The sequence below is a fragment of the Streptomyces sp. HD genome, from assembly GCF_028369295.1.
Taxonomy (GTDB): Bacteria; Actinomycetota; Actinomycetes; order Streptomycetales; family Streptomycetaceae; genus Streptomyces.
In genome coordinates this window covers 102720-124687 of sequence record NZ_JAQMYP010000010.1, presented here as the reverse complement: position 1 = coordinate 124687, position 21968 = coordinate 102720, and the positions used below count along the sequence as shown (strand labels likewise).

18 protein-coding genes are annotated in these 21968 nt (G+C 72.2%); 10 read left to right on the top strand and 8 right to left on the bottom strand.

Features of this window, described 5'->3' with window-relative positions; all coding sequences use genetic code 11:
* Positions 1-86 precede the first annotated feature (86 nt).
* Together POF73_RS12685 and POF73_RS12680 are read right to left on the bottom strand one after the other, a co-directional pair.
* Positions 87-932 carry a siderophore-interacting protein gene (locus POF73_RS12685; protein WP_272114764.1) on the bottom strand — a complete coding sequence of 282 codons (846 nt, stop codon included), beginning with the start codon at positions 930-932 and terminating at the stop codon, positions 87-89.
* A 189-nt stretch (positions 933-1121) separates the two neighbouring features.
* Complete coding sequence (locus POF73_RS12680; protein WP_272114838.1) at positions 1122-2051, bottom strand: 5'-3' exonuclease; 930 nt, start codon at positions 2049-2051, stop codon at positions 1122-1124.
* Positions 2052-2309: 258 nt separating this feature from the next.
* Between POF73_RS12680 and POF73_RS12675 the strand changes: the two genes are divergently transcribed.
* The 4 genes from POF73_RS12675 to POF73_RS12660 all read left to right on the top strand — a co-directional run bounded on the left by POF73_RS12675 (position 2310) and on the right by POF73_RS12660 (position 7067).
* A complete protein-coding gene (locus tag POF73_RS12675) occupies positions 2310-3386 on the top strand; it encodes a quaternary amine ABC transporter ATP-binding protein (protein WP_272114763.1) in 1077 nt (358 codons plus the stop codon).
* A complete protein-coding gene (locus POF73_RS12670; RefSeq protein WP_272114762.1) occupies positions 3379-5193 on the top strand; it encodes an ABC transporter permease/substrate binding protein in 1815 nt (604 codons plus the stop codon). The genes POF73_RS12675 and POF73_RS12670 overlap by 8 nt, the downstream gene beginning before the upstream one ends.
* A 585-nt stretch (positions 5194-5778) precedes the next feature.
* Positions 5779-6348 carry a helix-turn-helix domain-containing protein gene (locus tag POF73_RS12665; protein ID WP_272114761.1) on the top strand — a complete coding sequence of 190 codons (570 nt, stop codon included), beginning with the start codon at positions 5779-5781 and terminating at the stop codon, positions 6346-6348.
* Positions 6348-7067, top strand: a complete 720-nt coding sequence (locus tag POF73_RS12660; RefSeq protein WP_272114760.1) for a helical backbone metal receptor — start codon at positions 6348-6350, stop codon at positions 7065-7067. Before POF73_RS12665 ends, POF73_RS12660 begins: the two co-directional genes overlap by 1 nt.
* Here POF73_RS12660 and POF73_RS12655 read toward each other — a convergent pair.
* Positions 6979-8292, bottom strand: a complete 1314-nt coding sequence (locus POF73_RS12655) for a TDT family transporter (protein ID WP_443049502.1) — start codon at positions 8290-8292, stop codon at positions 6979-6981. The genes POF73_RS12660 and POF73_RS12655 overlap by 89 nt on opposite strands.
* A 34-nt stretch (positions 8293-8326) precedes the next feature.
* On the opposite strand from POF73_RS12655, the gene POF73_RS12650 reads away from it, so the two are divergent.
* Positions 8327-9250 (top strand): LysR family transcriptional regulator, encoded by a 924-nt coding sequence (locus tag POF73_RS12650; protein WP_272114758.1) that lies wholly within the window; start codon positions 8327-8329, stop codon positions 9248-9250.
* Positions 9251-9411: 161 nt separating this feature from the next.
* Here POF73_RS12650 and POF73_RS12645 read toward each other — a convergent pair whose 3' ends face one another.
* From POF73_RS12645 to POF73_RS12635, 3 genes are all read right to left on the bottom strand, one after another.
* Positions 9412-10098 (bottom strand): gamma-glutamyl-gamma-aminobutyrate hydrolase family protein, encoded by a 687-nt coding sequence (locus POF73_RS12645; protein ID WP_272114756.1) that lies wholly within the window; start codon positions 10096-10098, stop codon positions 9412-9414.
* 25 nt (positions 10099-10123) lie between these two features.
* Complete coding sequence (gene eat, locus POF73_RS12640; protein ID WP_272114755.1) at positions 10124-11572, bottom strand: ethanolamine permease; 1449 nt, start codon at positions 11570-11572, stop codon at positions 10124-10126.
* A 146-nt stretch (positions 11573-11718) separates the two neighbouring features.
* Positions 11719-12465, bottom strand: a complete 747-nt coding sequence (locus POF73_RS12635) for a FadR/GntR family transcriptional regulator (RefSeq protein ID WP_272114754.1) — start codon at positions 12463-12465, stop codon at positions 11719-11721.
* 86 nt (positions 12466-12551) lie between these two features.
* Here POF73_RS12635 and POF73_RS12630 point away from each other — a divergent pair, with 86 nt between their 5' ends.
* From POF73_RS12630 to POF73_RS12620, 3 genes are read left to right on the top strand one after another with little or no spacing between them, the layout of a single operon-like run.
* Positions 12552-13916, top strand: a complete 1365-nt coding sequence (locus POF73_RS12630; RefSeq protein ID WP_272114753.1) for a glutamine synthetase family protein — start codon at positions 12552-12554, stop codon at positions 13914-13916.
* A gap of 8 nt (positions 13917-13924) precedes the next feature.
* Positions 13925-15313: an aldehyde dehydrogenase family protein gene (locus tag POF73_RS12625; protein ID WP_272114752.1), complete on the top strand. Its 1389-nt coding sequence runs from the start codon at positions 13925-13927 to the stop codon at positions 15311-15313.
* Complete coding sequence (locus POF73_RS12620; RefSeq protein WP_272114751.1) at positions 15310-16092, top strand: 3-oxoacyl-ACP reductase; 783 nt, start codon at positions 15310-15312, stop codon at positions 16090-16092. The genes POF73_RS12625 and POF73_RS12620 overlap by 4 nt, the downstream gene beginning before the upstream one ends.
* A gap of 166 nt (positions 16093-16258) precedes the next feature.
* Here the strand turns inward: POF73_RS12620 and POF73_RS12615 are convergent, their stop codons facing one another.
* A complete protein-coding gene (locus POF73_RS12615) occupies positions 16259-17461 on the bottom strand; it encodes an amino acid deaminase/aldolase (protein ID WP_272114750.1) in 1203 nt (400 codons plus the stop codon).
* Positions 17462-18196: 735 nt separating this feature from the next.
* Between POF73_RS12615 and POF73_RS12610 the strand changes: the two genes are divergently transcribed.
* A complete protein-coding gene (locus tag POF73_RS12610; RefSeq protein WP_272114749.1) occupies positions 18197-19945 on the top strand; it encodes a hypothetical protein in 1749 nt (582 codons plus the stop codon).
* Positions 19942-21294 (top strand): type VII secretion-associated serine protease mycosin, encoded by a 1353-nt coding sequence (gene mycP / locus POF73_RS12605; protein ID WP_272114748.1) that lies wholly within the window; start codon positions 19942-19944, stop codon positions 21292-21294. The genes POF73_RS12610 and mycP overlap by 4 nt, the downstream gene beginning before the upstream one ends.
* On the opposite strand, the gene POF73_RS12600 is transcribed toward mycP, so the two are convergent.
* Positions 21291-21551 (bottom strand): DUF4253 domain-containing protein, encoded by a 261-nt coding sequence (locus POF73_RS12600; protein ID WP_272114837.1) that lies wholly within the window; start codon positions 21549-21551, stop codon positions 21291-21293. The genes mycP and POF73_RS12600 overlap by 4 nt on opposite strands.
* Positions 21552-21968: the final 417 nt, after the last annotated feature.

Below are 21968 nucleotides of genomic sequence, written 5' to 3'. Positions count from 1 at the left end.
CCCGGGCGCGGTGCGAGTAAGCGCCCGGGCAGGCCGAAGGGGCGGCACCTTCGAAGATGCCGCCCCTTCCGGAAGTCCATCCAGGGCTACGCCGCCGGCGCGGTCCCCTCCTGCTCCGCCTCGATCCGTGCGTTCCAGTCCCGCTTGGAGGCCTGCCAGCCGTCCTCGTTGTGGCCGAGGCGCCAGTAGCCGGAGATCGACAGATCCTCCCGGGGGACGCCGCGCTCGACCCGCAGCATGTGGCGCAGCTCCTTCACGAAGTGCGCCTCGCCGTGCACGAACGCCTGCATCCGGCCCTCGGGGAAGTCCAGCGAGCGAACGGCCTCGATCAGGGCGTCGCCGACGCGACGGGAGCCGCGGTGCAGCCAGATCACCTCCACATCGGAGTCGATCTTCTGCTCCTCCTCGGGGCCGGAGACCTCCACGAAGGCGTACGCCGTGGCGCCGGCGGGCAGCGACTCCAGGGTGCGGGCGATCGCGGGCAACGCGCTCTCGTCACCGACGAGCAGATGCCAGTCGGCGTCCGGATCGGGGGCGTAGGCGCCGCCGGGGCCCATGAACCGGACGAGGTCGCCCGGCTGGGTGCGCATCGCCCAGGGGCCGGCCAGGCCCTCGTCGCCATGGAGTACGAAATCGAGCGTCAGCTCGCGATGTTCGGGATCCCAGGCCCGCACCGTGTAAGTCCGTGTCACCGGCCACTGCTCGCGCGGCATCTCCTCGCGGATGCGCTCCAGATCGAAGGGCTCCGGGTAGCTCACGCCTTCGGGGGAGAAGAGGATCTTCACATAGTGATCGGTGCAGGTGTCCGCCATGAACTCGGCGAGCCCCTCACCGCCCAGCACCACACGCTGCATGTGCGGGGTCAGCCGTTGGGTACGGACGACCTGCGCGGAGTGGGGCTTCCGCGGCTTGCGGGCAGAGCGTAGTGCCATCACTGGCCTCCCTCGTTCCAAAGCTTAGGTTTACCTAAGTTAGCATCTCCCTCCGGCGAATGCCGCTACGACTCGTTCATGAAAGGGTGCATTTCGCGCACACAGGGAACGAATTCCCCGCGTCAGGAACCCCATGCACTCACTCGGGGCGCGCTTCACCGCCCCTGTGTCGATGCGCCCCCGGCGTCGTCACGCCCCCAGCGTCACCAGCAGCCGCTGCAGCGAACCGCCCAGTCCCCACCGCAGCGCCAGTTCGTCCAGCCCCGCCGGATCCCGGGGCGTGCGCGGCAGCGCGGTGTCGACGTCCGGCAGCGGCACGTCGTCCGCGACCCGCACCACCTTCGGCGCGACGGCGACGTACGGCCGCGACTCGTCCAGCCGCTTGCGCTGCGACGGCGTCAGCTTCGCCTTCGGGTCGTCGACCGCCGCCATGATCCCGGCCAGGTCGCCGAACTCGGTCAGCAGCTTCGCGGCCGTCTTCTCGCCGATCCCGGGCACCCCCGGCAGGCCGTCGCTCGGGTCGCCGCGCAGCAGCGCCAGATCCGCGTACCCACGGCCGTCGACGCCGTACTTCTCGCGCAGCCAGGCCTCGTCGGTGAGCTGGAGGGTGCCCACGCCCTTGAGCGGGTACAGCACCCGCACCCCGCGCTCGTCGTCCACCAGCTGGTAGAGGTCGCGGTCGCCGGTGACGATGTCGACCGGCCCCTCGGCCCGCCCGGTGAACGTGCCGATCACGTCGTCCGCCTCGTATCCCTCGACGCCCACACGTGCGATGCCGAGCGCGTCCAGAACGGCCTCGATGACCGGCACCTGCGGCGACAGCGTGTCCGGCACCTCCTCCTCGTCCGGCCCCGCCTCGCGCTCCTCGGCGACGCGGTGCGCCTTGTAGGAGGGGATCAGGTCGACCCGCCACTGAGGCCGCCAGTCGGCGTCCATGCAGGCCACCAGCGCGTCCGGGCGGTGGTCCTTGACCAGGCGGTCGATGAAGTCGAGGAGTCCGCGCACGGCGTTCACCGGCGTGCCGTCCGGGGCCTTCACGGAGTCTGGGACGCCGAAATAGGCGCGGAAGTACAGCGAGGCGGTGTCAAGGAGCATCAGTCGTCCGGTCACGCCACGCATCATGCCGTACGGCACTGACACGGCCCGCGCAGCAAGCCGTACGGCACGACAGAGGGCCCGCCGCGCCGCACTGCCACCGGCCCTGCGGAGCACTCCGCTGCGCAACAGGTTGCGTCGTATGCCATTTCTGTGGCCTGGACCACTTGTGCGTTTGTGCCTGGAGAAGCCGGGCAGGTGCGCGATCGGAGTGACGTCGCTTGCATGTTCAACTGCCGCGCCCGTCACTCCCTTCATTTGCCGTCGAGACAAGAGGTACCCGTGTCATCCAGGCTTGAGGCCGAACATCTCTACAAGGTGTTCGGCAGACGACCGGACGAGGCCGTAACGCGGCTCCGTGACGGAGCCGACCGGGAGGAGCTGCGCGCCGACGGGATCACCGCCGCCGTGATCGACGCCTCCTTCACCGTGGAGCCCGGCCAGATCTTCGTCGTCATGGGCCTGTCGGGATCCGGCAAGTCCACGCTGCTGCGCATGCTCAACGGGCTCCTGGAGCCGACCGCGGGTCACGTCCGCTTCGACGGCCAGGACCTCACCGCGATCAGCGACCGCGAGCTGCGTGAGGTCCGCGCCAAGAAGATCAGCATGGTGTTCCAGCACTTCGCGCTGTTCCCGCACCGCAGCGTCCTGGAGAACGCCGCCTACGGCCTCGCCGTCCAGGGCGTGCCCCGCGCCGAGCGGGAGAAGCGCGCCGCCGAGGCCCTCCAGCTGTGCGGTCTGGCCGGCTGGGAGAAGTCCTGGCCCGACGAGCTGTCCGGCGGGATGCAGCAGCGCGTGGGCCTGGCCCGCGCGCTCGCCACCGACGCCGACCTGCTGCTGATGGACGAGTCCTTCAGCGCGCTCGACCCGCTGATCCGCCGTGACATGCAGGACCAACTGCTGGAACTGCAGCGCACCCTGAAGAAGACGATCGTCTTCATCACCCACGACCTCAACGAGGCCATGCGCCTCGGCGACCGCATCGCCGTCATGCGCGACGGCCGGATCGTCCAGACCGGTTCGGCGGAGGACATCCTCCTGCGCCCGGCAAACGACTACGTCGCCTCCTTCATCCAGGACGTCGACCGCTCCCGGGTACTCACCGCGGGCGCCCTCATGGACACCGACGTCACCGCGGACGCCCCGCTCTGCGCCTGCGAGACCGCGACCCCCGAGACGCCGTTCACGGAGCTGTGCGCCATCAGTGCCCGGCTGCCGCACCGCGTCTCGGTCGTGGACGACGCGAACAAGGTCGTCGGAGTCGTGGAGCGGCAGCGGCTGGTCGGCTTCCTCGGCGACGAGACGGCCGAACCCGAGCCCTGCGACAACCCGGACGGGAAGGTGATCGCCCGTGCCTAGGCTGCATCTCGGTGACTGGGTCGACTCCGGTGTGGACTGGCTCGTCGCCCACATGGGCTGGCTCTTCGACGCGATCAAGGCGGTCGTGGAGGGCATGTACGACGGCGTCAACGCCGTCCTCACGGCCCCCGAACCCATGCTCCTCGCGGGCATGCTCGCCGTGCTTGCCTGGTGGCTGCGCGGCCTGGCCGGCGGTGTCCTCGCCTTCGCCGGGTTCGCGCTGATCGACTCGCTGGATCTGTGGGATCAGGCCATGTCGACGCTGGCCCTCGTCCTGGTCGCCACCGTCATCGCTCTGGTGATCTCGGTCCCGCTGGGCATCTGGGCGGCCCGCTCCAAGACGGTCGGCGCTGCCGTACGGCCCGTCCTGGACCTGCTCCAGACGATGCCGTCGATGGTGCTGCTGATCCCGGCCATCCTCTTCTTCGGCCTGGGCATCGCCGCCGGCGTCATCGCCACCCTGATCTTCGCGCTCGCCCCCGGCGTCCGGATGACCGAGCTCGGCATCCGGCAGGTCGACGCCGAACTGGTCGAGGCCGCGGAGGCGTTCGGCACCACGCCGCGCGACAAGCTCCTGCGCATCCAACTGCCGCTGGCCCTGCCGACCATCATGGCGGGCATCAACCAGGTGATCATGCTGAGCCTGTCGATGGTCGTCATCGCCGGCATGGTCGGCACCGGCGGCCTCGGAGGCGCGGTCAACGAGGCCATCGGGCAGCTCGACATCGGCTTCGGCTTCGAGGCGGGCGTCGGCATCGTCGTCCTCGCGATCTACCTGGACCGCATCACCGGCGCGCTCGGTGAGCAGATCTCCCCGCTCGGCCGCCGTGCCGCGGCCAAGGCCCGCGCCGCGGGCGGCACCAAGGTCTGGAAGTACCGCCCGCGCCCCGTCGTCGCGGTCGCAGGCGTGGCCGTCCTGGCCCTGGTCGCGGGCGGCCTGGGTGTCTTCGGCCCCTCCTCCGGCACCGCCGAGGCCTCCGCCACGAACGTCGGCAAGGGCAAGGAGATCAAGATCGGGTACATCCCGTGGGACGAGGGCATCGCCTCGACGTTCCTCTGGAAGGAACTGCTGGAGCGCCGCGGCTTCGAGGTCACCACCACGCAGTACGCCGCGGGCCCCCTCTACACGGGCGTCGCCACCGGCCAGATCGACTTCCAGACGGACTCCTGGCTGCCCACCACCCACGCCGAGTACTGGAAGAAGTACGGGAACCAGCTGGACGACCTGGGCTCCTGGTACGGCCCCACCTCGCTGGAGCTCACCGTCCCGTCGTACATGAAGGACGTGAACTCCCTGGAGGACCTGAAGAGCAAGTCCTCCGAGTTCAAGGGCAAGATCATCGGCATCGAGCCGAGCGCCGGGATGATGGGCCTGCTCAAGGACAAGGTGCTCAAGGAGTACGGCCTGGACGGCACGTACGAGGTCGTGGACGGCTCGACGCCCGCCATGCTGGCCGAGCTCAAGCGCGCGTACGCCAAGGAGGAGCCGGTCGTCGTCACCCTCTGGTCGCCGCACTGGGCCTACAGCGACTACAACCTGAAGAAGCTCAAGGACCCCAAGGGCGCCTGGGGCAAGGGCGACGGCGTGCACACGCTGGCCCGCAAGGGCTTCGCCTCGGACAACCCCGAGGTCGGCAAGTGGCTGAAGGACTTCTCCATGACCGAGCAGCAGCTCACCGGCCTGGAGTCGCAGATCACCAAGGCAGGCAAGGGCAAGGAGCAGGACGCCGTCCGCACCTGGCTGAAGCAGAACCCGGGTCTGCTGGACAAGTGGGCGCCGGTCGCCGGATCGGAGCAGAAGAGCTAGCCGCAGCACAAGAGCCAGGCGGTCGGGTGACCTGACGGCCCCGGGCCGCCGCCCCGAGGGGTGGGTCGCGTCGTACGTTTTCCCCTCACGTACGGCCTGGCCCACCCCTCGCTGCATGCCCGCATAGTCATAGGGCATGCCTACGAGTAGGATCCGGCCAACCACGCAGCGCTATCCCACCACCTGAACCCGGCCCCGCCAACTCCCCCCGCCGGGCGCCGAGTTCACGACCGGGCGCGCGGCCCTCGATCACCCCTGTGACCAGGCCCGCAACCCGGAGGGGAGGAGGGGACACCGGGGAACACCAGAGGCCGTCGACGCCTTGAACAGTGGGGCGGCTCTCCTACGCTGAGCGGGAGTCAAGGGCGGCACGGGGGCGCCCCGCACCTCCGGGGAGCCGATCCGCCGACGCGGACCGCTGGCGCGAACCGATGGGTCGTACTCCCCACGATGTGCCGTCGATGTGACGGGCGCATGAAACGGTTTGCCGAACATGCGTAGGGTGCAAGGAACTCAACAGAAGGTGTGCGCCGCACGGCGGGCGCGAGGACAGTGGACCGACGAGCGAAGGAGGGAGCCGGAGCGATGGGCGACCACAAAGAACAGCCTCTCCGAGTGGGCGCGGCCGTACGGCGGCGACGCCGGGCGCTGGAGCTCACCCTCGCCGTCGTGGCCGAGCGCAGCGGCCTGTCCGTGCCCTTCCTCAGCCAGGTCGAGAACGACCGGGCCCGCCCCAGCAGAAGCTCCCTCGAAAAGGTTGCCGACGCCTTGCGTACCACCGCCGTCGAACTGCTCGCCGCGGCCGACCCGGCGTGCAGCGTCGACGTGGTCCGGGCCGAAGGGATCGAGTTGGGACCCGAACCACGCGTGCGTTCACTGGTGCGCGGTCACCATCAGATGCACGCCTCGGAGTTCACCGGCGACCATGACGCGGGCCGTGAATTCCAGTACCGCAACGACCAGTTGATGTACGTCGCCGACGGCGCCGTGGAGATCGAGGCGGAGGGCCGCGCCTACCGTCTGGGCCGCGGCGACACCCTGTACCTCACCGGCGGGGTCCGCCACCGCTGGCGGGCGACCGTGCCGGACACCCGCGTGGTCGTCGTCGCGGTGGCGGAACACATCGAGGCCGTCCGGGACCGGCCGGGGCGTTGATGCGCGTCGTCTCCCTGGTGCCGTCCCTGACGGAGGCCGTGGCGGTGTCGGCCCCCGGTGTCCTCGTCGGCGCGACGGACTGGTGCAGCCACCCGGCCGACCTGGACGTCACCCGCATCGGCGGCACCAAGAACCCGAAGACCGAGAGGATCCTCGCTCTCGCCCCCGACCTGGTGATCGCCAACGAGGAGGAGAACCGCGAGCCCGACCTGGCCGTCCTGCGCGCGGCCGGCATCGAGGTCCTGGTGACGGAGGTACGGGACGTACCGCAGGCCTTCCGCGAGCTGGCCCGTGTGCTGGACGCCTGCGGAGCGACGGCCCGCCCGCGGTGGCTGGACGAGGCGGAGGAGACCTGGTCGTCGCTGCCGCCCCCGGATCGCCGTACGACGGCCGTGGTCCCGATCTGGCGGCGCCCCTGGATGGTGCTGGGCCGCGACACCTTCGCGGGCGACGTGCTGGCCCGCCTCGGAGTGGACCACCTCTACGCGACGCACGAGGACCGCTACCCGCGCATCCCCCTGGACGAACTGCTGGCGGCGGCCCCGGACGTCGTGGTCCTCCCCGACGAGCCGTACCGCTTCACGGCCGACGACGGCCCGGAGGCGTTCCCCGGCGTGCCCTGCGCGCTGGTCAGCGGACGGCACCTGACCTGGTACGGCCCGTCACTGGCCGAGGCGCCGCGGGCGCTGACGCGGGCCCTGCGAGCAGCTCACCGCTGACCACCCCGCGGGTGGTGTGGACGGCCGCGGCGGCCCAGGCCACGACGAGCACGGCATAAAGCCCGACGGCGAGCCAGTCGTACACGACGAGCCCGGTGTGCCGGGCCAGCGCCGCGGCACCGGTGACGCACGTGCCGACCGGGAAGGTGAACGCCCACCAGGTCATCGCGAACCCCATCCCGTGCCGCCGGGCCCGCAGGACATGGGCGGTGGCCAGCCCGAACCACAGCAGCGCGAACCCCATCACGGGCACCCCGTAGAGAACGGCGAGAACACCGAAGCCGCCGCTGTACGGCGCCGGGACCACGCCGGGGGCGACGTCCGCGAACATGCCGACGGCGGTGGTGGACTGCCCGAGCGGACCCAGGACCAGGAACAGGGACGGGGTGAGCACGAGCGGCAGCGGCCCGCCGGTGATCAGCCGGGCGAAGACCAGCGGCAGCATCAGCAGGGTGGCCAGCAGACTGAGCCCGAACATCGCGAGGCAGGCGAGCAGCAGCGTCTCCCGCGCCTGCCCGGGCGGCAGATGCGGTACCAGCAGCGGCCCGAGCGCGGCCGACACCATCGGCGCGACGAGGGGCAGCAGCCATATGGGCGTGGTCTGCGACGGCTCGATGCGATGGCGTACGGCCATGAGGTACGGCACGGCGACGGCGGCCGCCAGCCCGACGGCCGTACCGGCACCGAACAGCACGGCGTCGAGTGCGACCGCCGCCCCGGTCCCGATCCAGTCCCGGCCGACGGTCATTGCGCCGCCGCCGACGGCCAGCAGGGCCATGGACAGGCAGCCGTAGAAGGGCGCCACGGCCGGGTCGTGGAGGTGGGCGCGGGCCTGGTCGCGGTGGTGCGTCCAGTGCAGGGCACGGGCGGCGAGCAGGGTGAGGAGGAGTGCGAGGGAGAGTGCCCAGACGGCCGTGCAGGCGGTGCGCAGGCCGGGGAGGCGGAGGGGGAGCGCGGCTCCGGCGGTGGCCACGGCGGCGGTGCCCATGACGGCGGCGTACCAGTTGGGGCCGAGGTGACGGAGGGGTGCGAGGTGGGGGAGGGGGCGCGGGTGACGGGTGAGTCTCGCGGGTCCCGAGTGAGGGTTGGATCCGGGCTGGCGGACAGGCCCGAGGCGACGGCTGGATCCGGGGTGGCGGAAAGCTCCGAGGCGACGGATGGGTCCGAGGTGACGGACGGCGGTGACCATGCGCTCAGGGTCGCTTCGGAGGTCGGCTCCCGCCAGGGAGTCTTCCTCTATGGCGACATAAACTGGGTTTATGACAGAGGCGGCGGAGGGGCAGTTGCGCGGGGGGTCCGTGGCGCACCGGGTCCCGGATCTCGGCGCGTTGGAGCTGCTGCTGGCGGTGGCGAGGCTCGGCAGTCTCGGTGGGGCGGCGCGTGAGCTGGGGATCACTCAGCCTGCGGCGAGCAGCCGGATCCGGTCGATGGAACGGCTGCTCGGGGTGGCGTTGGTGGACCGCTCGCCCAGGGGCTCGCGTCTCACCGACGCCGGGGCGCTGGTGACGGACTGGGCGCGGCGCATCGTGGAGGCGGCGGAGGCGTTCGACGCGGGGGCGCAGGCGTTGCGGGACCGGCGGGACTCCCGGCTGCGGGTGGCGGCGAGCATGACGATCGCCGAGTATCTGCTGCCGGGGTGGCTGCTCGCCCTGCGGGCCCAGCGGCCGGACACCGCGGTGTCGTTGCTCGCGGGGAACTCGGCGGCGGTGGCGGAGCGGTTGCTGGCGGACGAGGCGGATCTGGGGTTCGTGGAGGGGCTGACGGCCCCGACCGGGCTGGACTCCGTGGTCATCGCCCACGACAACCTGATCGTGGTGACGGCGCCGGGGCACGCCTGGTCGCGTCGGCGGCGGGCGCTGGCGGCGTCGGAACTGGCGGCCACGCCGTTGATCCTGCGGGAGAAGGGGTCGGGGACGCGGCAGGTGCTGGATGCGGCGTTGGGCGGGCTGGCCCGGCCGCTGATCGAGCTGTCGTCGACCACGGCGGTCAAGGCGGCGGCGGTGAGTGGGGCGGGGCCGGCGGTGCTGAGTGAGCTGGCGGTGGGGGAGGAGCTGTCGATGCGGCGCCTGGTGAGCATCCCGCTCGCCGACGTCTCCCTGGCACGGGACCTCCGCGCGGTCTGGCCGACGGGGCACCGCCCGGTGGGCCCGGCGCGTGACCTGCTGTCGCTGACGCGGGGGTAATTTTCCTCGCCCCCGCCGCCCCTACCCGTCCCCTCCCTGGGGGCTGCCGCCCCCAGACCCCCGCTTCGGCCCCGAAAGGGCCTCGTCCTCAAACGCCGGACGGGCTGAAAAGCCTCACCGCCGGCGAGTGGTGAATTCAGCGGGGGGCGGGAATCCGTTCCTCAGCCGCCGGCCGCCCGCACCAACCCCCGCACGACCCGCAGATCCTCCCCCATCTCCGGATGCCACTGCACGCCGAGCACCCACCCGTCGGCCGACGGCAGTTCCACGGCTTCCACGGTCCCGTCCGCCGCGTGCGCGGTCGGGACGAGGCCCTCACCGAGGCGGTCCACGGCCTGATGGTGATACGTCGGCACGGACGACTCCTCCGGCACGAGACCGGCGTACAGGCTCCCCGGCACCGGCTTCACACCGTGGCTGCCGAACACGCCCACCACCTCCGCATGCCCGTCGATGTGCTGCACGAGCGTGCCCCCGAGGGCGACGTTCAGCAGCTGCATGCCCCGGCAGATCCCCAGCAGAGGCGTCCCGGCCGCCAGGGCCGCGTCGATCAGCGCCAGCTCCCACGCGTCCCGCTCCCGCGCCGCAGGCCCCGTACGCGGCTCCCGCTCGGCGCCGTACCGCACCGGCTCCACATCCGGTCCCCCCGCGATGACCAGCCCGTCCAGCCGGGCCACGGCCGCCCCAGCCTGCGCCGGGTCGTCCGGCGGGAGCATCGCGGCCAGGCCACCCGCCCGCTGCACCAGCCGTGGATAACCGGCCGGCAACAGTGCCGCCGCCAGCTCCCACACGCCCCAGCGCACACCGGACTCCAGATAGGTGCTGACACCGATCAACGGCCTGGCCACAGCAACTCCCTCACCGCTCGCCACCTCAGTCCCGGGTCAACTCTGCCTCGGCCGCCGCCAGCGCCGCGAACTCCTCCTCCGGCGCCGTCGCCACCAGGCGCTTACGGCTGTACAGGCCGAAGTACCCGATCGCGACCACGTACACCGCCAGCGCGATCAACGCCGCCGTCACATCCACCAGGAACGTGGCCACGAGTGCCGCGCATGACAGCACCAGGGCCACCGACGACGTCAGCACCCCACCCGGCGTGCGATACGGCCGCGCGAGCTCCGGCTCACGGCGGCGCAGAACGATGTGCGACAGGGACATCAGGGCGTAGGAGATGGTCGCGCCGAAGACCGCGATGTTCAGCATCCGCGCGCCGTCCCCCGACAGCGCCGCCAGCAGGAAGCCGATCGTGCCCGGCACCAGCAGACCCAGGTAGGGCGCCTTGCGGCTGCTGGTGAGGGACAGGAAGCGGGGCAGATAGCCCGCGCGGGACAGGGCGAACAGCTGGCGCGAGCCCGCGTAGATCAGGGAGAAGAACGACGCCACCAGGCCCGCCAGACCCGCGTAGTTCACGATCCGGCTCAGCGTCGTCGGCTCGCCGTTCGGCTGGAGCGCCTCGACCAGCGGGTTGCCCGCCTCCTGGACCGCCGCCGAGCCGCGCGCCCCGGCCGCCGCGAAGAAGGTCACCACGGCCAGCACCACCAGGATGCCCATCGACCAGCGGATCGCCTTGGGCAGCGTACGGGCCGGCTCCTTGGTCTCCTCGGCGGCCAGGGGCACGCCCTCGACGCCCAGGAAGAACCACATCCCGAAGGGGAACGCCGCCCAGATGCCGAGCAGGCCGAAGGGCAGCCAGGAGTTCGAGCCCGCCGCCGACGTGTCGACCGGGATGTCGTCCAGCGATCCGAAGGAGAAGTCGGGCAGCGCCGCGAGCGCGAACACGATCAGGGCCGCCACCGCGATGCCGGTGACGACGAAGCTGAAGCGCAGTGCCTCGCCCACACCCCAGAGGTGGATGCCCAGGAAGATCGCGAAGCAGACCAGGTACACCGGCCAGCCGGACTCCAGGCCGAACAGACCCAGCGACTCGACGTAGTCGCCGATGAAGATGACGATGGCGGCGGGCGCGAGGATGTACTCGATGAGGATCGCCGTACCGGTGAGGAAGCCGCCCCAGGGGCCGAGGGCGCGGCGGGCGAAGCCGTAGCCGCCGCCCGCCGTCGGCAGGATCGAGGACAGTTCGGCGAGGGCGAAGACCATGCAGGTGTACATCGCGCCCATGAGCACCATGGCGATCGCCAGGCCCCCGAAGCCGCCCTCTGCGAGGCCGAAGTTCCAGCCGGAGTAGTCGCCGGAGACGACGTAGGCGACACCGAGGCCGGTCAGCAGCACCCAGCCGGCGCTGCCGCGGCGCAGCGTTCTGCGTTCCAGATAGTCGTCCGCCTCCGGGGCGGCGGGTGGTGTGTTCGTGGATTCCAGGGACATGGCCAACTCCCCACGTGCGATGGACACCGGGCATTTCCGGGCACGGTGGGGTCGACCGAGCTCCGGCTCAATGGAATGGATCCATACCTTTGCCGGGTGGGCCGCTCGAAGGCAATACCCTTGCGTTAAACGCCGGTAAATCCGGCTCAGCCGAGGAAGCCCCGCAGCAGCGCCGCCGTGCCCCCGCAGTGCTCGCGCATGATCTCCCGCGCGCACTCGGCGTTGCCCTCGATCACCGCCTCCACCAGGGCGGCGTGCTGGCGCTGGGAGTGCTCCAGGTTGCGCACCAGCAGCGGGATGCAGTCGAGCAGGTCGTTCACGCTCGCGCGGACGGCCGCGTACTGGGCGGTGAGCGTGGGCGAGCCGGACAGCTCGGCGAGGGTCAGGTGCAGCAGCGTGTCCAGCCGGCGGTACTCGGCGAGCGGCGCGTCATGCGTGCGGACCAGCGCCTCGCGCAGCCGCTCCGCCTGCGCCTCGTCCAGCCCGTGCGCCGCGCACAGGCCGGCCGCCCCCACCTCCAGCACCTCGCGGAAGCGCAGCGTGTCCTCGACGTCGACGTCCTTCAGGCGGCGGCGCAGCTCGTCCTCGCCCGGGGTCTGCGGGCGCGGCAGGACGAACGTTCCGCCGTAGCGCCCGCGCCGCGACTCCACCAGGCCCTGGTCCTGGAGCACCTTCAGCACCTCGCGCAGCGTCACCCGGCTGATCCCCAGCCGGTCGGCCAGCTCGCGCTCCGCGGGCAGTCGCTCGCCGCCCGGCACCAGGCCGAGCCGGACGACCTGGAGGATCTGCTCCAGGGCCTCCTCGAAACCGTTGCCGGCCCGCACCGGCCGCAGTACCGACGTCAGCCGGTCGTCGGCCCCGGGCGCCCCGTGCTCCGTGTCCGTCTGCGACATGTGGCCCGACCCCCTTCCCAATCAATGGTCCTGCGCAATACCTTATGGCTCCCGGCTGACCGAAGTAGCCGAATGGAGGCTCTCCCGTGGCAGACCGCACACCCCCGCTGAGCGTCGAGGAGCTGCATGCCCTCGTCGCGAGCGGTGAGATCGACACTGTCGTCCTGGCCTTCCCCGATATGCAAGGGCGGCTCCAGGGCAAGCGGTTCGCCGCCCGCTTCTTCCTCGACGAGGTGCTCCACCACGGCACCGAGGGCTGCAACTACCTCCTCGCGGTGGACACCGAGATGAACACCGTCGACGGCTACGCCATGTCCTCCTGGGACCGCGGCTACGGCGACTTCGCCATGCACCCCGACCTGGCCACGCTGCGCCGCGTGCCCTGGAACCCCGGCACCGCCATGCTCGTCGCCGACCTCGCTTGGAACGACGGCTCACCCGTGGTCGCCGCGCCGCGCCAGATCCTGCGCCGCCAGCTGGAGCGCCTCGCCGAGCTCGGGTACACGGCCAAGGTCGGCACGGAGCTCGAATTCATCGTCTTCAAGGACACCTACGAGCAGGCCTGGGACGCGAACTACCGCGGACTGACCCCGGCCAACCAGTACAACATCGACTACTCGGTGCTCGGCACCGGGCGCATCGAGCCGCTGCTGCGCCGCATCCGCAACGAGATGGCGGGCGCCGGCCTCACCGTCGAGTCCGCCAAGGGCGAGTGCAACCCCGGGCAGCACGAGATCGCCTTCAAGTACGACGACGCCCTGGTCACCTGCGACCAGCACGCCATCTACAAGACCGGCACCAAGGAGATCGCCGCCCAGGAGGGCGTCTCGATCACCTTCATGGCCAAGTACAACGAGCGTGAGGGCAACTCCTGCCACATCCACCTCTCGCTCGCGGACGCCGCCGGCAACAACGCCATGGCCGGGGACGGGGAAGGCGGCATGTCGGAGGTCATGCGCCATTTCCTCGCTGGGCAGCTGGCCGCCCTGCGGGACTTCTCCCTCCTCTACGCCCCCAACATCAACTCCTACAAGCGGTTCCAGCCGGGCTCCTTCGCCCCGACCGCCGTCGCCTGGGGCTACGACAACCGCACCTGCGCCCTGCGCGTCGTCGGCCACGGCCGCTCGATGCGCTTCGAGAACCGGCTCCCCGGCGGCGACGTCAACCCGCACCTCGCGGTGGCGGGGCTGGTGGCCGCCGGTCTGTACGGCATCGAGCAGAAACTGGAGCTGCCCGAGCCCTGTCCCGGCAACGCCTACGCCGCCGATTTCGAGCACGTCCCCACGACCCTGCGCGAGGCCGCCGAGCTCTGGGAGAACAGCCCGATCGCCAAGGCCGCCTTCGGCGACGAGGTCGTCGCCCACTACCGCAACATGGCGCGCGTCGAGCTGGAAGCCTTCGACGCCGCGGTGACCGACTGGGAGCTGCGCCGCTCCTTCGAACGCATGTGAGGCCCTTCTTGTCTTCCGAGTCTTCCGAGCACGTACTGGAAGTACTGAACCCCGCCACCGAGGAGGTCGTCGCCACCGTCCCGGCCGCCACCGCGGCCGACGTGGACGCCGCCGTCGCACGCGGCGCGTTGGCGCAGACCGCGTGGGCCGCCCTCGCCCCCGGCGAACGCGCCCGGCTGCTGCGCCGGTTCGCCGTCGCCGTCGACGAACACCTCGAAGAACTCGCCCGGCTGGAGGTCCGCGAGGCGGGGCACACCGTCGGCAACGCCCGCTGGGAGGCGGGCAACGTCCGCGATCTGCTCGACTACGCGGCCGGGGGAGTGGAGCGGCTGCTCGGACACCAGATCCCGGTCCCCGGCGGCCTGAACGTGACGATCCTCGAACCGCTCGGCGTCGTGGGCGTGATCGCCCCCTGGAACTTCCCGATGCCGATCGCGGCCTGGGGCACGGCCCCCGCGCTCGCGGCCGGCAACGCGGTCCTCCTCAAGCCCGCCGAGACGACCCCGCTGACGGCTCTGCGGCTGGCGGAGCTGGCGCTGGAGGCGGGCCTCCCGGAAGGCCTGTTCCAGGTCCTGCCCGGCCATGGTCCCGTCGCGGGCAACGCGCTCGTCGAGCACCCGGGCGTCGCGAAGATCGTCTTCACCGGGTCGACGGCCGTGGGCAAACAGGTGTTGGCGAAGGGCTCGGCGCTCCTCAAGCGGGTCACCCTCGAACTCGGCGGCAAGAGCCCCAACATCGTCTTCGCCGACGCGGACCTCGAAGCCGCTGCCGCAGCCGCTCCCATGTCCTTCCTCGACAACTCCGGCCAGGACTGCTGCGCCCGCACCCGCATCCTCGTCCAGCGCTCCGCCTACGACCGGTTCCTGGAGCTGCTCGGCCCAGCGATCGAGGCGGTGACGGTCGGCGACCCGGCCGACGAGAAGACCGACATGGGCCCGCTGATCTCCAAGGTCCAGCTGGAGCGCGTGCGTTCGTACGTCGACCGGGGCGCCGACGGCATCCGTGGCAAGGCCCCCGAGGGCCCCGGCTTCTGGTTCCCGCCGACCGTCCTCACGGGCGTCGACCCGCACGCGCGCGTGGCCGTCGAGGAGGTCTTCGGTCCCGTCGCCGTGGTCCTCCCCTTCGAGGACGAGGCAGAGGCGATCCGGCTGGCCAACGCCACCGACTACGGCCTCTCCGGCTCCATCTGGACCCGTGATGTCGGCCGCGCCCTGCGCGTCTCGCAGACCGTCCGCGCGGGCAACCTGTCCGTCAACTCCCACTCCAGCGTCCGCTACTGGACCCCGTTCGGCGGCTTCAAGCAGTCCGGCATCGGCCGTGAGCTGGGCCCGGACGCCCTGACCGCCTTCACCGAAACCAAGAACGTCTTCATCAGCACGGAGGGCCCCGCACAGTGACCGAAGCAAATGTGTGCCGTCGCCTCGTCGGCCGTACCGCCGTCATCACCGGCGCCGGCAGTGGCATCGGCCTCGCCACCGCCCGCCGGCTCGCCTCCGAGGGCGCGCACATCGTCTGCGGAGACGTGGACGAACAGCGCGGCAAGGCGGCGGCCGAGGAGGTCGGCGGGATCTTCGTCAAGGTCGACGTCACCGACCCGGAGCAGGTCGAGGCGCTGTTCAGGACGGCGTACGACACCTACGGCAGCGTCGACATCGCCTTCAACAACGCCGGCATCTCACCGCCCGACGACGACTCCATCCTGGAGACCGGCCTGGAGGCCTGGAAGCGCGTCCAGGAGGTCAACCTCACCTCCGTCTACCTGTGCTGCAAGGCAGCCATCCCCTACATGCGGCAACAGGGGAAGGGCTCCATCATCAACACCGCGTCGTTCGTGGCGAGGATGGGCGCCGCCACGTCCCAGATCTCGTACACGGCCTCCAAGGGCGGCGTCCTCGCCATGTCCCGCGAGCTCGGCGTGCAGTTCGCCCGCGACGGCATCCGGGTCAACGCCCTGTGCCCGGGACCGGTCAACACCCCCCTCCTCCAGGAACTGTTCGCCAAGGACCCGGAGCGCGCCGCCCGCCGACTCGTGCACATCCCGGTCGGCCGTTTCGCCGAGGCCGAGGAGATCGCCGCCGCCGTCGCCTTCCTGGCCAGCGACGACTCCTCGTTCGTGAACGCCACCGACTTCCTGGTCGACGGCGGAATCTCGGGGGCCTACGTCACACCGCTGTAGGCCGCCCTGCGGTGGCGGGGGTGAACACGGTGGGCCTGGACCAACTCAGCGGCATCTCTCTGCCGTTGCTCGACAGCTGGGTCAGGCCGCAGTGCATGGCCGAGAACGATGCCCTCTTGGGGGAAGGTTCAACCAAGGTATCCGGCCCCTGGGAGAGGGCCGCGCGCTAGAGGAACGTGTGGCCCTCTCCCCGATACGTCGGCACCGTCCCCGTCACCGAGTCCCCCTCCACGAGGTGCAGCGACTCGAACCGCTCGCACAGCTCACCGGCCTTGGCGTGCCGGAACCACACCTTGTCGCCGATCAGCAGATCGTCGGCGGGGGAGCCGAGCAGCGGCGTCTGCACCTCGCCGGGTCCCTCCTGGGGGTCGTACCGCAGCCCCTCCGGCAGATACGGCACCGGCAGCCGGTCGGGCCCGGCCGCACCCGAGGCCGGGTACCCGCCACCGAGGACGGTCACCACCCCGACCCCCGGCCGGCGCACGACGGGCTGGGCGAACAGCGCGGCCGGACGCCCGCTGAAGGACGTGTAGTTGTCGAACAGCCGCGGCACGTACAGTCCCGACCCGGCCCCGATCTCGGTCACGGCGTCCTCGGCGGCCGTGTGCTGCACACTGCCCGTCCCGCCGCCGTTGACGAACTCCAGCCCCGGCACAACGGCCCGTACGGCCCGCACCACCTCGGCCCGCCGCTCGGCGAGCTCCCGACGCCCGGCGGCCTGCATCAGCCGTACGGCACGCGACCGCAGCGGCCGCCCCGCGATCGAGTCCCCGACCCCGGCGATGTGCCCCTCGTACGCCATGATCCCGACGACCTCGAACCCCGGCCGCCGGACGACCGTACGGGCCATGTCGGCCACCTGGGCGGGGGAGTGCAGCGGCGAACGCCGGGCGCCGACCCGCACCCGCCCGCCGAGCAGCTTCAGCGAGGTGTCCAACTCCAGGCAGACCCGCACCACTTCGCGGCCCCCGTCCCGGGCGTCGTCGATGAACCGGAGCTGCGCCGGATCGTCGATCATCACGGTGACGGCGGAGGCCAGCTTGGGGTCGCTGGTCAGCTCGGCGAACCCGGCGCGGTCGGCGGACGGGTAGGCGAGCAGGATGTCGTCGAACCCGGAGCGCGCCAGCCACAGGGATTCGGCCAGCGTGAAGGACATGATCCCCGCGAAGCCGTCCTTCGCGAGGACCCGCTCCAGCAGGGCCCGGCAGCGTACGGACTTGCTGGCGACCCGGATCGGCTTGCCGCCGGCGCGGCGGAGCAGGTCGTCCGCGTTGGCGTCGAAGGCGTCCAGGTCCACGATCGCGAGAGGGGCGTCGAGATGGGCGGTGGCCCGGTCGTAACGGGCCCGGTCGGCGGCGCGCGCAGTCATGAACGCAGCCTGCCAGACGGGATTACCGCAGGGTAGGGGGACGTTCCGGGCAGATGCACACGCGGTCGCGGACTGGTTCCCGTTCGCCCTGCATCAACCCGTAGAGTGACGCGCACGCATGTGTGGAACGCCCACTGCCGGTCGACCGCGCCGGGATGACGCTCCGCCCGTGCGGGTATGCGTGCCTGGTCGGACGAGTCCGTGCCGGGCAGGGCAGCGGCACACGGAACGACGGCCCGCGTACGGGAGCGGGCCCGGACATGAGGAAACGGGGGGTGCATGAGCACGGAAGCGCGGCGCGCCCCCGTTCCCCCGCGTCCCTCGACGCCCCCGCCGCCCACCGCCCCGCCCCGCCCGTCGACCCCGCCGAGACCCGCGGAGCCGCCGACGGCCGGCGCCGCGCAGGATGACCGCACGGATGCCCCGGGCACACAGCCCGCATGGGGCGCCGACGAGGGTTCACGAACGGAGGGCTCGGTGCCTGGCGGCGTCGTCGGTGGACCGGGCTCGGCACCGGACGGGTCCCCACGGCGGGGCCCCGGCCCGATGCCGCCACTGTCCACGCCTCGTGGGTCTGGTGCGGGGTCACCGATGCCTACGCCTCGTGGGTCGGGCGCAGTGCCGCCGGTGTCTGCGCCTCGTGGGTCGGGTACGGGGTCACCGATGTCCACGCCTCGTGGGTCGGGTGCGGGGTCACCGATGCCTACGCCTCGTGGGTCGGGCGCAGTGCCGCCGGTGTCTGCGCCCGGTGCCTCCGGCGCGTCGCCCACGTCGCCCCGCACCTCCAACCTGCACACCCCGGCCCCCGCAGACGCCGCCCCCACCTTCCCGCCTCCGCCCAGGGCCTCGGCACGCTTCCCGGACGCGCCGCCTGCGGCCGGGCATGCGGAGAGTGGCGGATCGTTGCATCAGGAGGGCGCCGGGCAGACCGGCCCCGGCGGCATACCGTCCCGTCCGGCCGAGCGGCCCCCGACGTCGCGCCGTAGCGGCGCCCCCGCCGAGACCGCCGCGGAGACCACCTTCCGGCTCCGGCCGATCCCCGCCGAGCCGTCCCCCGAGTCCGACAACCGCCCGTCCTCCACCCGGGGTTCGGCGCACCGACCTCCGCAGCAGGGCACGCGAGCTGCGCAGGGTTCCACGGACGCGCCGCGCCGGCCGGGCAGCGGGCTCGGGCAGGGTTCCACGGACGCGTCCCACCGGCCGGGCAGCGGGCCCACGCAGGGTTCCACCGGCACGCCGCGCAGGCCGGGCAGCGGGCCCGCGCCGGGTTCCACCGGCAGGCCCCCGACGTCGACCGGTCGTCCGGGCTCCGGCCCCGCCGAGTCCGGTCACCGCTCCGGTTCCGTCCCCCCGCCCGCGCGGCCCGGCGCATCGGCCCCGGTGCCTCCCGCGCGCGAGCCGTCGACCGGGCACGCCCCGACGGGCGGCGGATACGCGGGCTCCACCCCCGACGGGCCCGCTCCTGCCACGCCCGCCACAGCTGGGTCGGCCCCCGCCGGGCCCGCTCCCGCCACGCCTGCCACAGCAGGGTCGGCCCCCGCCGGGCCGCCCTCCACCGCGCCCGCCCCCGCCACGGGTCACCCCACGAACGGCCACGGCACCGCCTCCTTCTCGCCCGACCCCAACCTCTCCTGGAGCGCACCCATGACGCCGGGTGCCGGGCGGCCCGTCGTGTCGTTCGGGGAGCCCGAGGGGTACGACGGGCAGGCGCGACCGCGTCCCCTCGGGGTGCGGATCCGGCCCCGGATCGCGATGGCCGCCGCCTGCGTCGTACTCGGACTCGGCCTCATCGGCGGGGCCCTGACCGGCAGTTGGCTGATCGGGGAACCGGGCGACGGCGATGCGCAGGACACCTTCGCCGCGGCCGGGACCCTGTGGCACAGCGTCCCTGTGGACCAGCTGTTCCCGCGCACGGTGATCGGGAAGGGCGCCGGCCCCGGTGGCGCCGACCGCACCTGGACGCGGGTCGCCGTCGCCCCGGACAGCGGCTGTGCGCAGGCCTTCGACCCGCTCCTGCGCAAGGCCCTCGACCCCGTCGGCTGCGAGCGCCTCCTGCGGGCCACCTACATCGACGCCACCCAGAGCTACGTCACCACCGTCGGCCTGCTCTTCACCACGGGCGACGCGGCCGCCATGCGCTCGCTCGACAGCCGGTTCGCCAAAGAGGGCCTGGACCGCCGCACCGACCTGATGCCCCGCCCCTACGCCGCCAAGGGCACCCTCGCCGCCGGCTTCGGCGACGAACAGCGCGCCTCCTGGACCGTCTCCGTCCTGACCGACGCCCCCGTCGTCGTCTACGCCGTCTCCGGCTGGGCCGACGACCGCACCGTCGACGAGCCCGAGCCCGCCGAGGAGGCCATGCGCTCCGGCACCACCTCGGACGTCGCCCAGGCCGGCCTCGGCCACGAGGCACAGGGCCTCGCCGACCGGGTCGAACGCGCCCTGCGCAAGAACGTCGGCCCGCCCACGGAGCAGTCGTCATGATCACCGACATGAGCAACGAGGCGACCACGCCCCGGAGGGACACCACGGGAACCCGCACGAACACCACGGGGACCCCCACGAACCGCCCGGCCCCCACGAACCGCCCGGCCCGCACGAACCGTCCGGCCCGCACGAACCGTCCGGCCCGCACGAACCGTCCGGCCCGCACGAACCGCCGGACCTTCCTGGCCCGCCGGACGGGCCCTCTCGCCGTCCTCCTCGGCGCCTGCCTCGCCCTCCTCCCGCCCACCGCCGCACACGCCGACTCGATACGTGCCCGGCAGTGGGCCCTGGATGCCATGCGCACCCAGGAGGCCTGGCAGACGACCAAGGGCGCGGGCGTCACCGTCGCCGTCCTCGACACCGGCGTCGAGTCCGACCACCCCGACATCGCCGGCAACGTCCTCGAAGGCAAGGACATGGTCGGCTTCGGCGCTCAGCGCGGCGACCGCCCCTGGGCCCGGCACGGCACCGCGATGGCCGGCATCATCGCGGGCCACGGACACGGCGCGGGCAACGGGGACGGCGTCATGGGCATCGCCCCCGAGGCCAAGATCCTCCCCGTCCGCGTCATCCTGGAGGACGGCGACCCCTCCCGTGCCAAGGCCCGCAGCACCCGCGGCAACGCCCTCGCCGAGGGCATCCGCTGGGCCGCCGACCACGGCGCCGACGTCATCAACCTCTCCCTCGGCGACGACTCCAAGTCCGCCCACCCCGAGGCCGGCGAGGACGAGGCCGTCCAGTACGCCCTGAGCAAGGGCTCCGTCGTCGTCGCCTCCGCGGGCAACGGCGGCGAGAAGGGCGACCACATCTCGTACCCCGCCGCCTACCCGGGCGTCATCGCCGCGACCGCCGTCGACCGCTACGGCACCCGCGCGTCGTTCTCCACCCGCCGCTGGTACGCCACGGTCAGCGCCCCCGGCGTCGACGTCGTCATCGCCGACCCCGACCACAAGTACTACGAGGGCTGGGGCACGAGCGCCGCGGCCGCCTTCGTCTCCGGAGCCGTCGCCCTCATCAAGGCCGCCCACCCCGGCCTGACCCCCGCCCAGATCAAGAAGCTCCTCGAAGACACCGCCCGCGACGCCCCCGCCGACGGCCGCGACGACTCACGCGGCTACGGCTTCATCGACCCGGCGGCCGCCATCAAGAAGGCCTCGGCCATCAAGTCGAAGGACCTCAAGCCGGCGGCCTACGGCGAGGAGTACTTCGGCCCGGGCCCCGACGCCGCCAGGTCCGACGACGACACGTCGAGCTGGACCGCCGCACTGGCAGGCACCGCCGGCGGCCTCCTGCTGATCTCGGCGTTCGTGGTCCTGCGCGGCCGCCGCCGAAGCCACCACTTCTAGTCCCACCAGAAGAACCAGTGCCCGGAGGGCACCTGGCGTACCGCGACCTCCTCGGGGCCGCCGACCACCTGGTCCAGATCGAAGCAGTACGCGTACTGCTCGACCGCCACCCGCGCGATCTCGGCACGGTCGGTCGGCGGCCGCTCGACCTCCAGCACCAGCGTGTCGGTGCACGCCAGGTAGTACAGAACGGCGCCGTAGCGGATCTCCCACTCCCGCAGCACCGCCTGATGCCGGTCGTAGCCGAGCTCCGGCACCGGCCCGTCGGAGCCCCAGCCCGGGGTGCAAGGCGCGTGCAGGAGCTGGGGGAGCGTGGACGGCAGGTCCGTCTCGATCAGGCAGACCCAGATCCCGCCGGGCACGTGCGTGAATCTCCGCGCGAGGAGCTCGCCCCGCGCATACGGCGCGAGCGCGCCCAACTCCGACTCGTGGACGGCCCCCTCCCGGGAGGCGACGATCGCCGCCAGCACTCCGGAGCCGGCCGGCCGCGGCTCCGCAGTCCGCCCCTCCTCCCACTCCCACTCGGTCGGGGACCAATGACTCAGGAACGGCCAGAGCCCGGTGTCCCGGTGAAGCGCCCGCAGCCGTCGCCACAGCGCGTCCCCGAGTCCGGCGTCCGGGCACCTGAGCCCGTAGAGGTCAAGATTGCCCGGGGTGACCGTGCGCTCCACCTC

Excerpts from the sequence above, each read along its gene's own strand:
- POF73_RS12685 (WP_272114764.1), bottom strand. The coding sequence starts at position 932 with ATGGCACTACGCTCTGCCCGCAAGCCGCGGAAGCCCCACTCCGCGCAG.
- POF73_RS12680 (WP_272114838.1), bottom strand. The coding sequence starts at position 2,051 with ATGCGTGGCGTGACCGGACGACTGATGCTCCTTGACACCGCCTCGCTG.
- POF73_RS12650 (WP_272114758.1), top strand. The coding sequence starts at position 8,327 with ATGACAGAGGCGGCGGAGGGGCAGTTGCGCGGGGGGTCCGTGGCGCAC.
- POF73_RS12665 (WP_272114761.1), top strand. The coding sequence starts at position 5,779 with ATGGGCGACCACAAAGAACAGCCTCTCCGAGTGGGCGCGGCCGTACGG.
- POF73_RS12615 (WP_272114750.1), bottom strand. The coding sequence starts at position 17,461 with ATGACTGCGCGCGCCGCCGACCGGGCCCGTTACGACCGGGCCACCGCC.
- mycP (WP_272114748.1), top strand. The coding sequence starts at position 19,942 with ATGATCACCGACATGAGCAACGAGGCGACCACGCCCCGGAGGGACACC.
- POF73_RS12635 (WP_272114754.1), bottom strand. The coding sequence starts at position 12,465 with ATGTCGCAGACGGACACGGAGCACGGGGCGCCCGGGGCCGACGACCGG.
- POF73_RS12660 (WP_272114760.1), top strand. The coding sequence starts at position 6,348 with ATGCGCGTCGTCTCCCTGGTGCCGTCCCTGACGGAGGCCGTGGCGGTG.
- eat (WP_272114755.1), bottom strand. The coding sequence starts at position 11,572 with ATGTCCCTGGAATCCACGAACACACCACCCGCCGCCCCGGAGGCGGAC.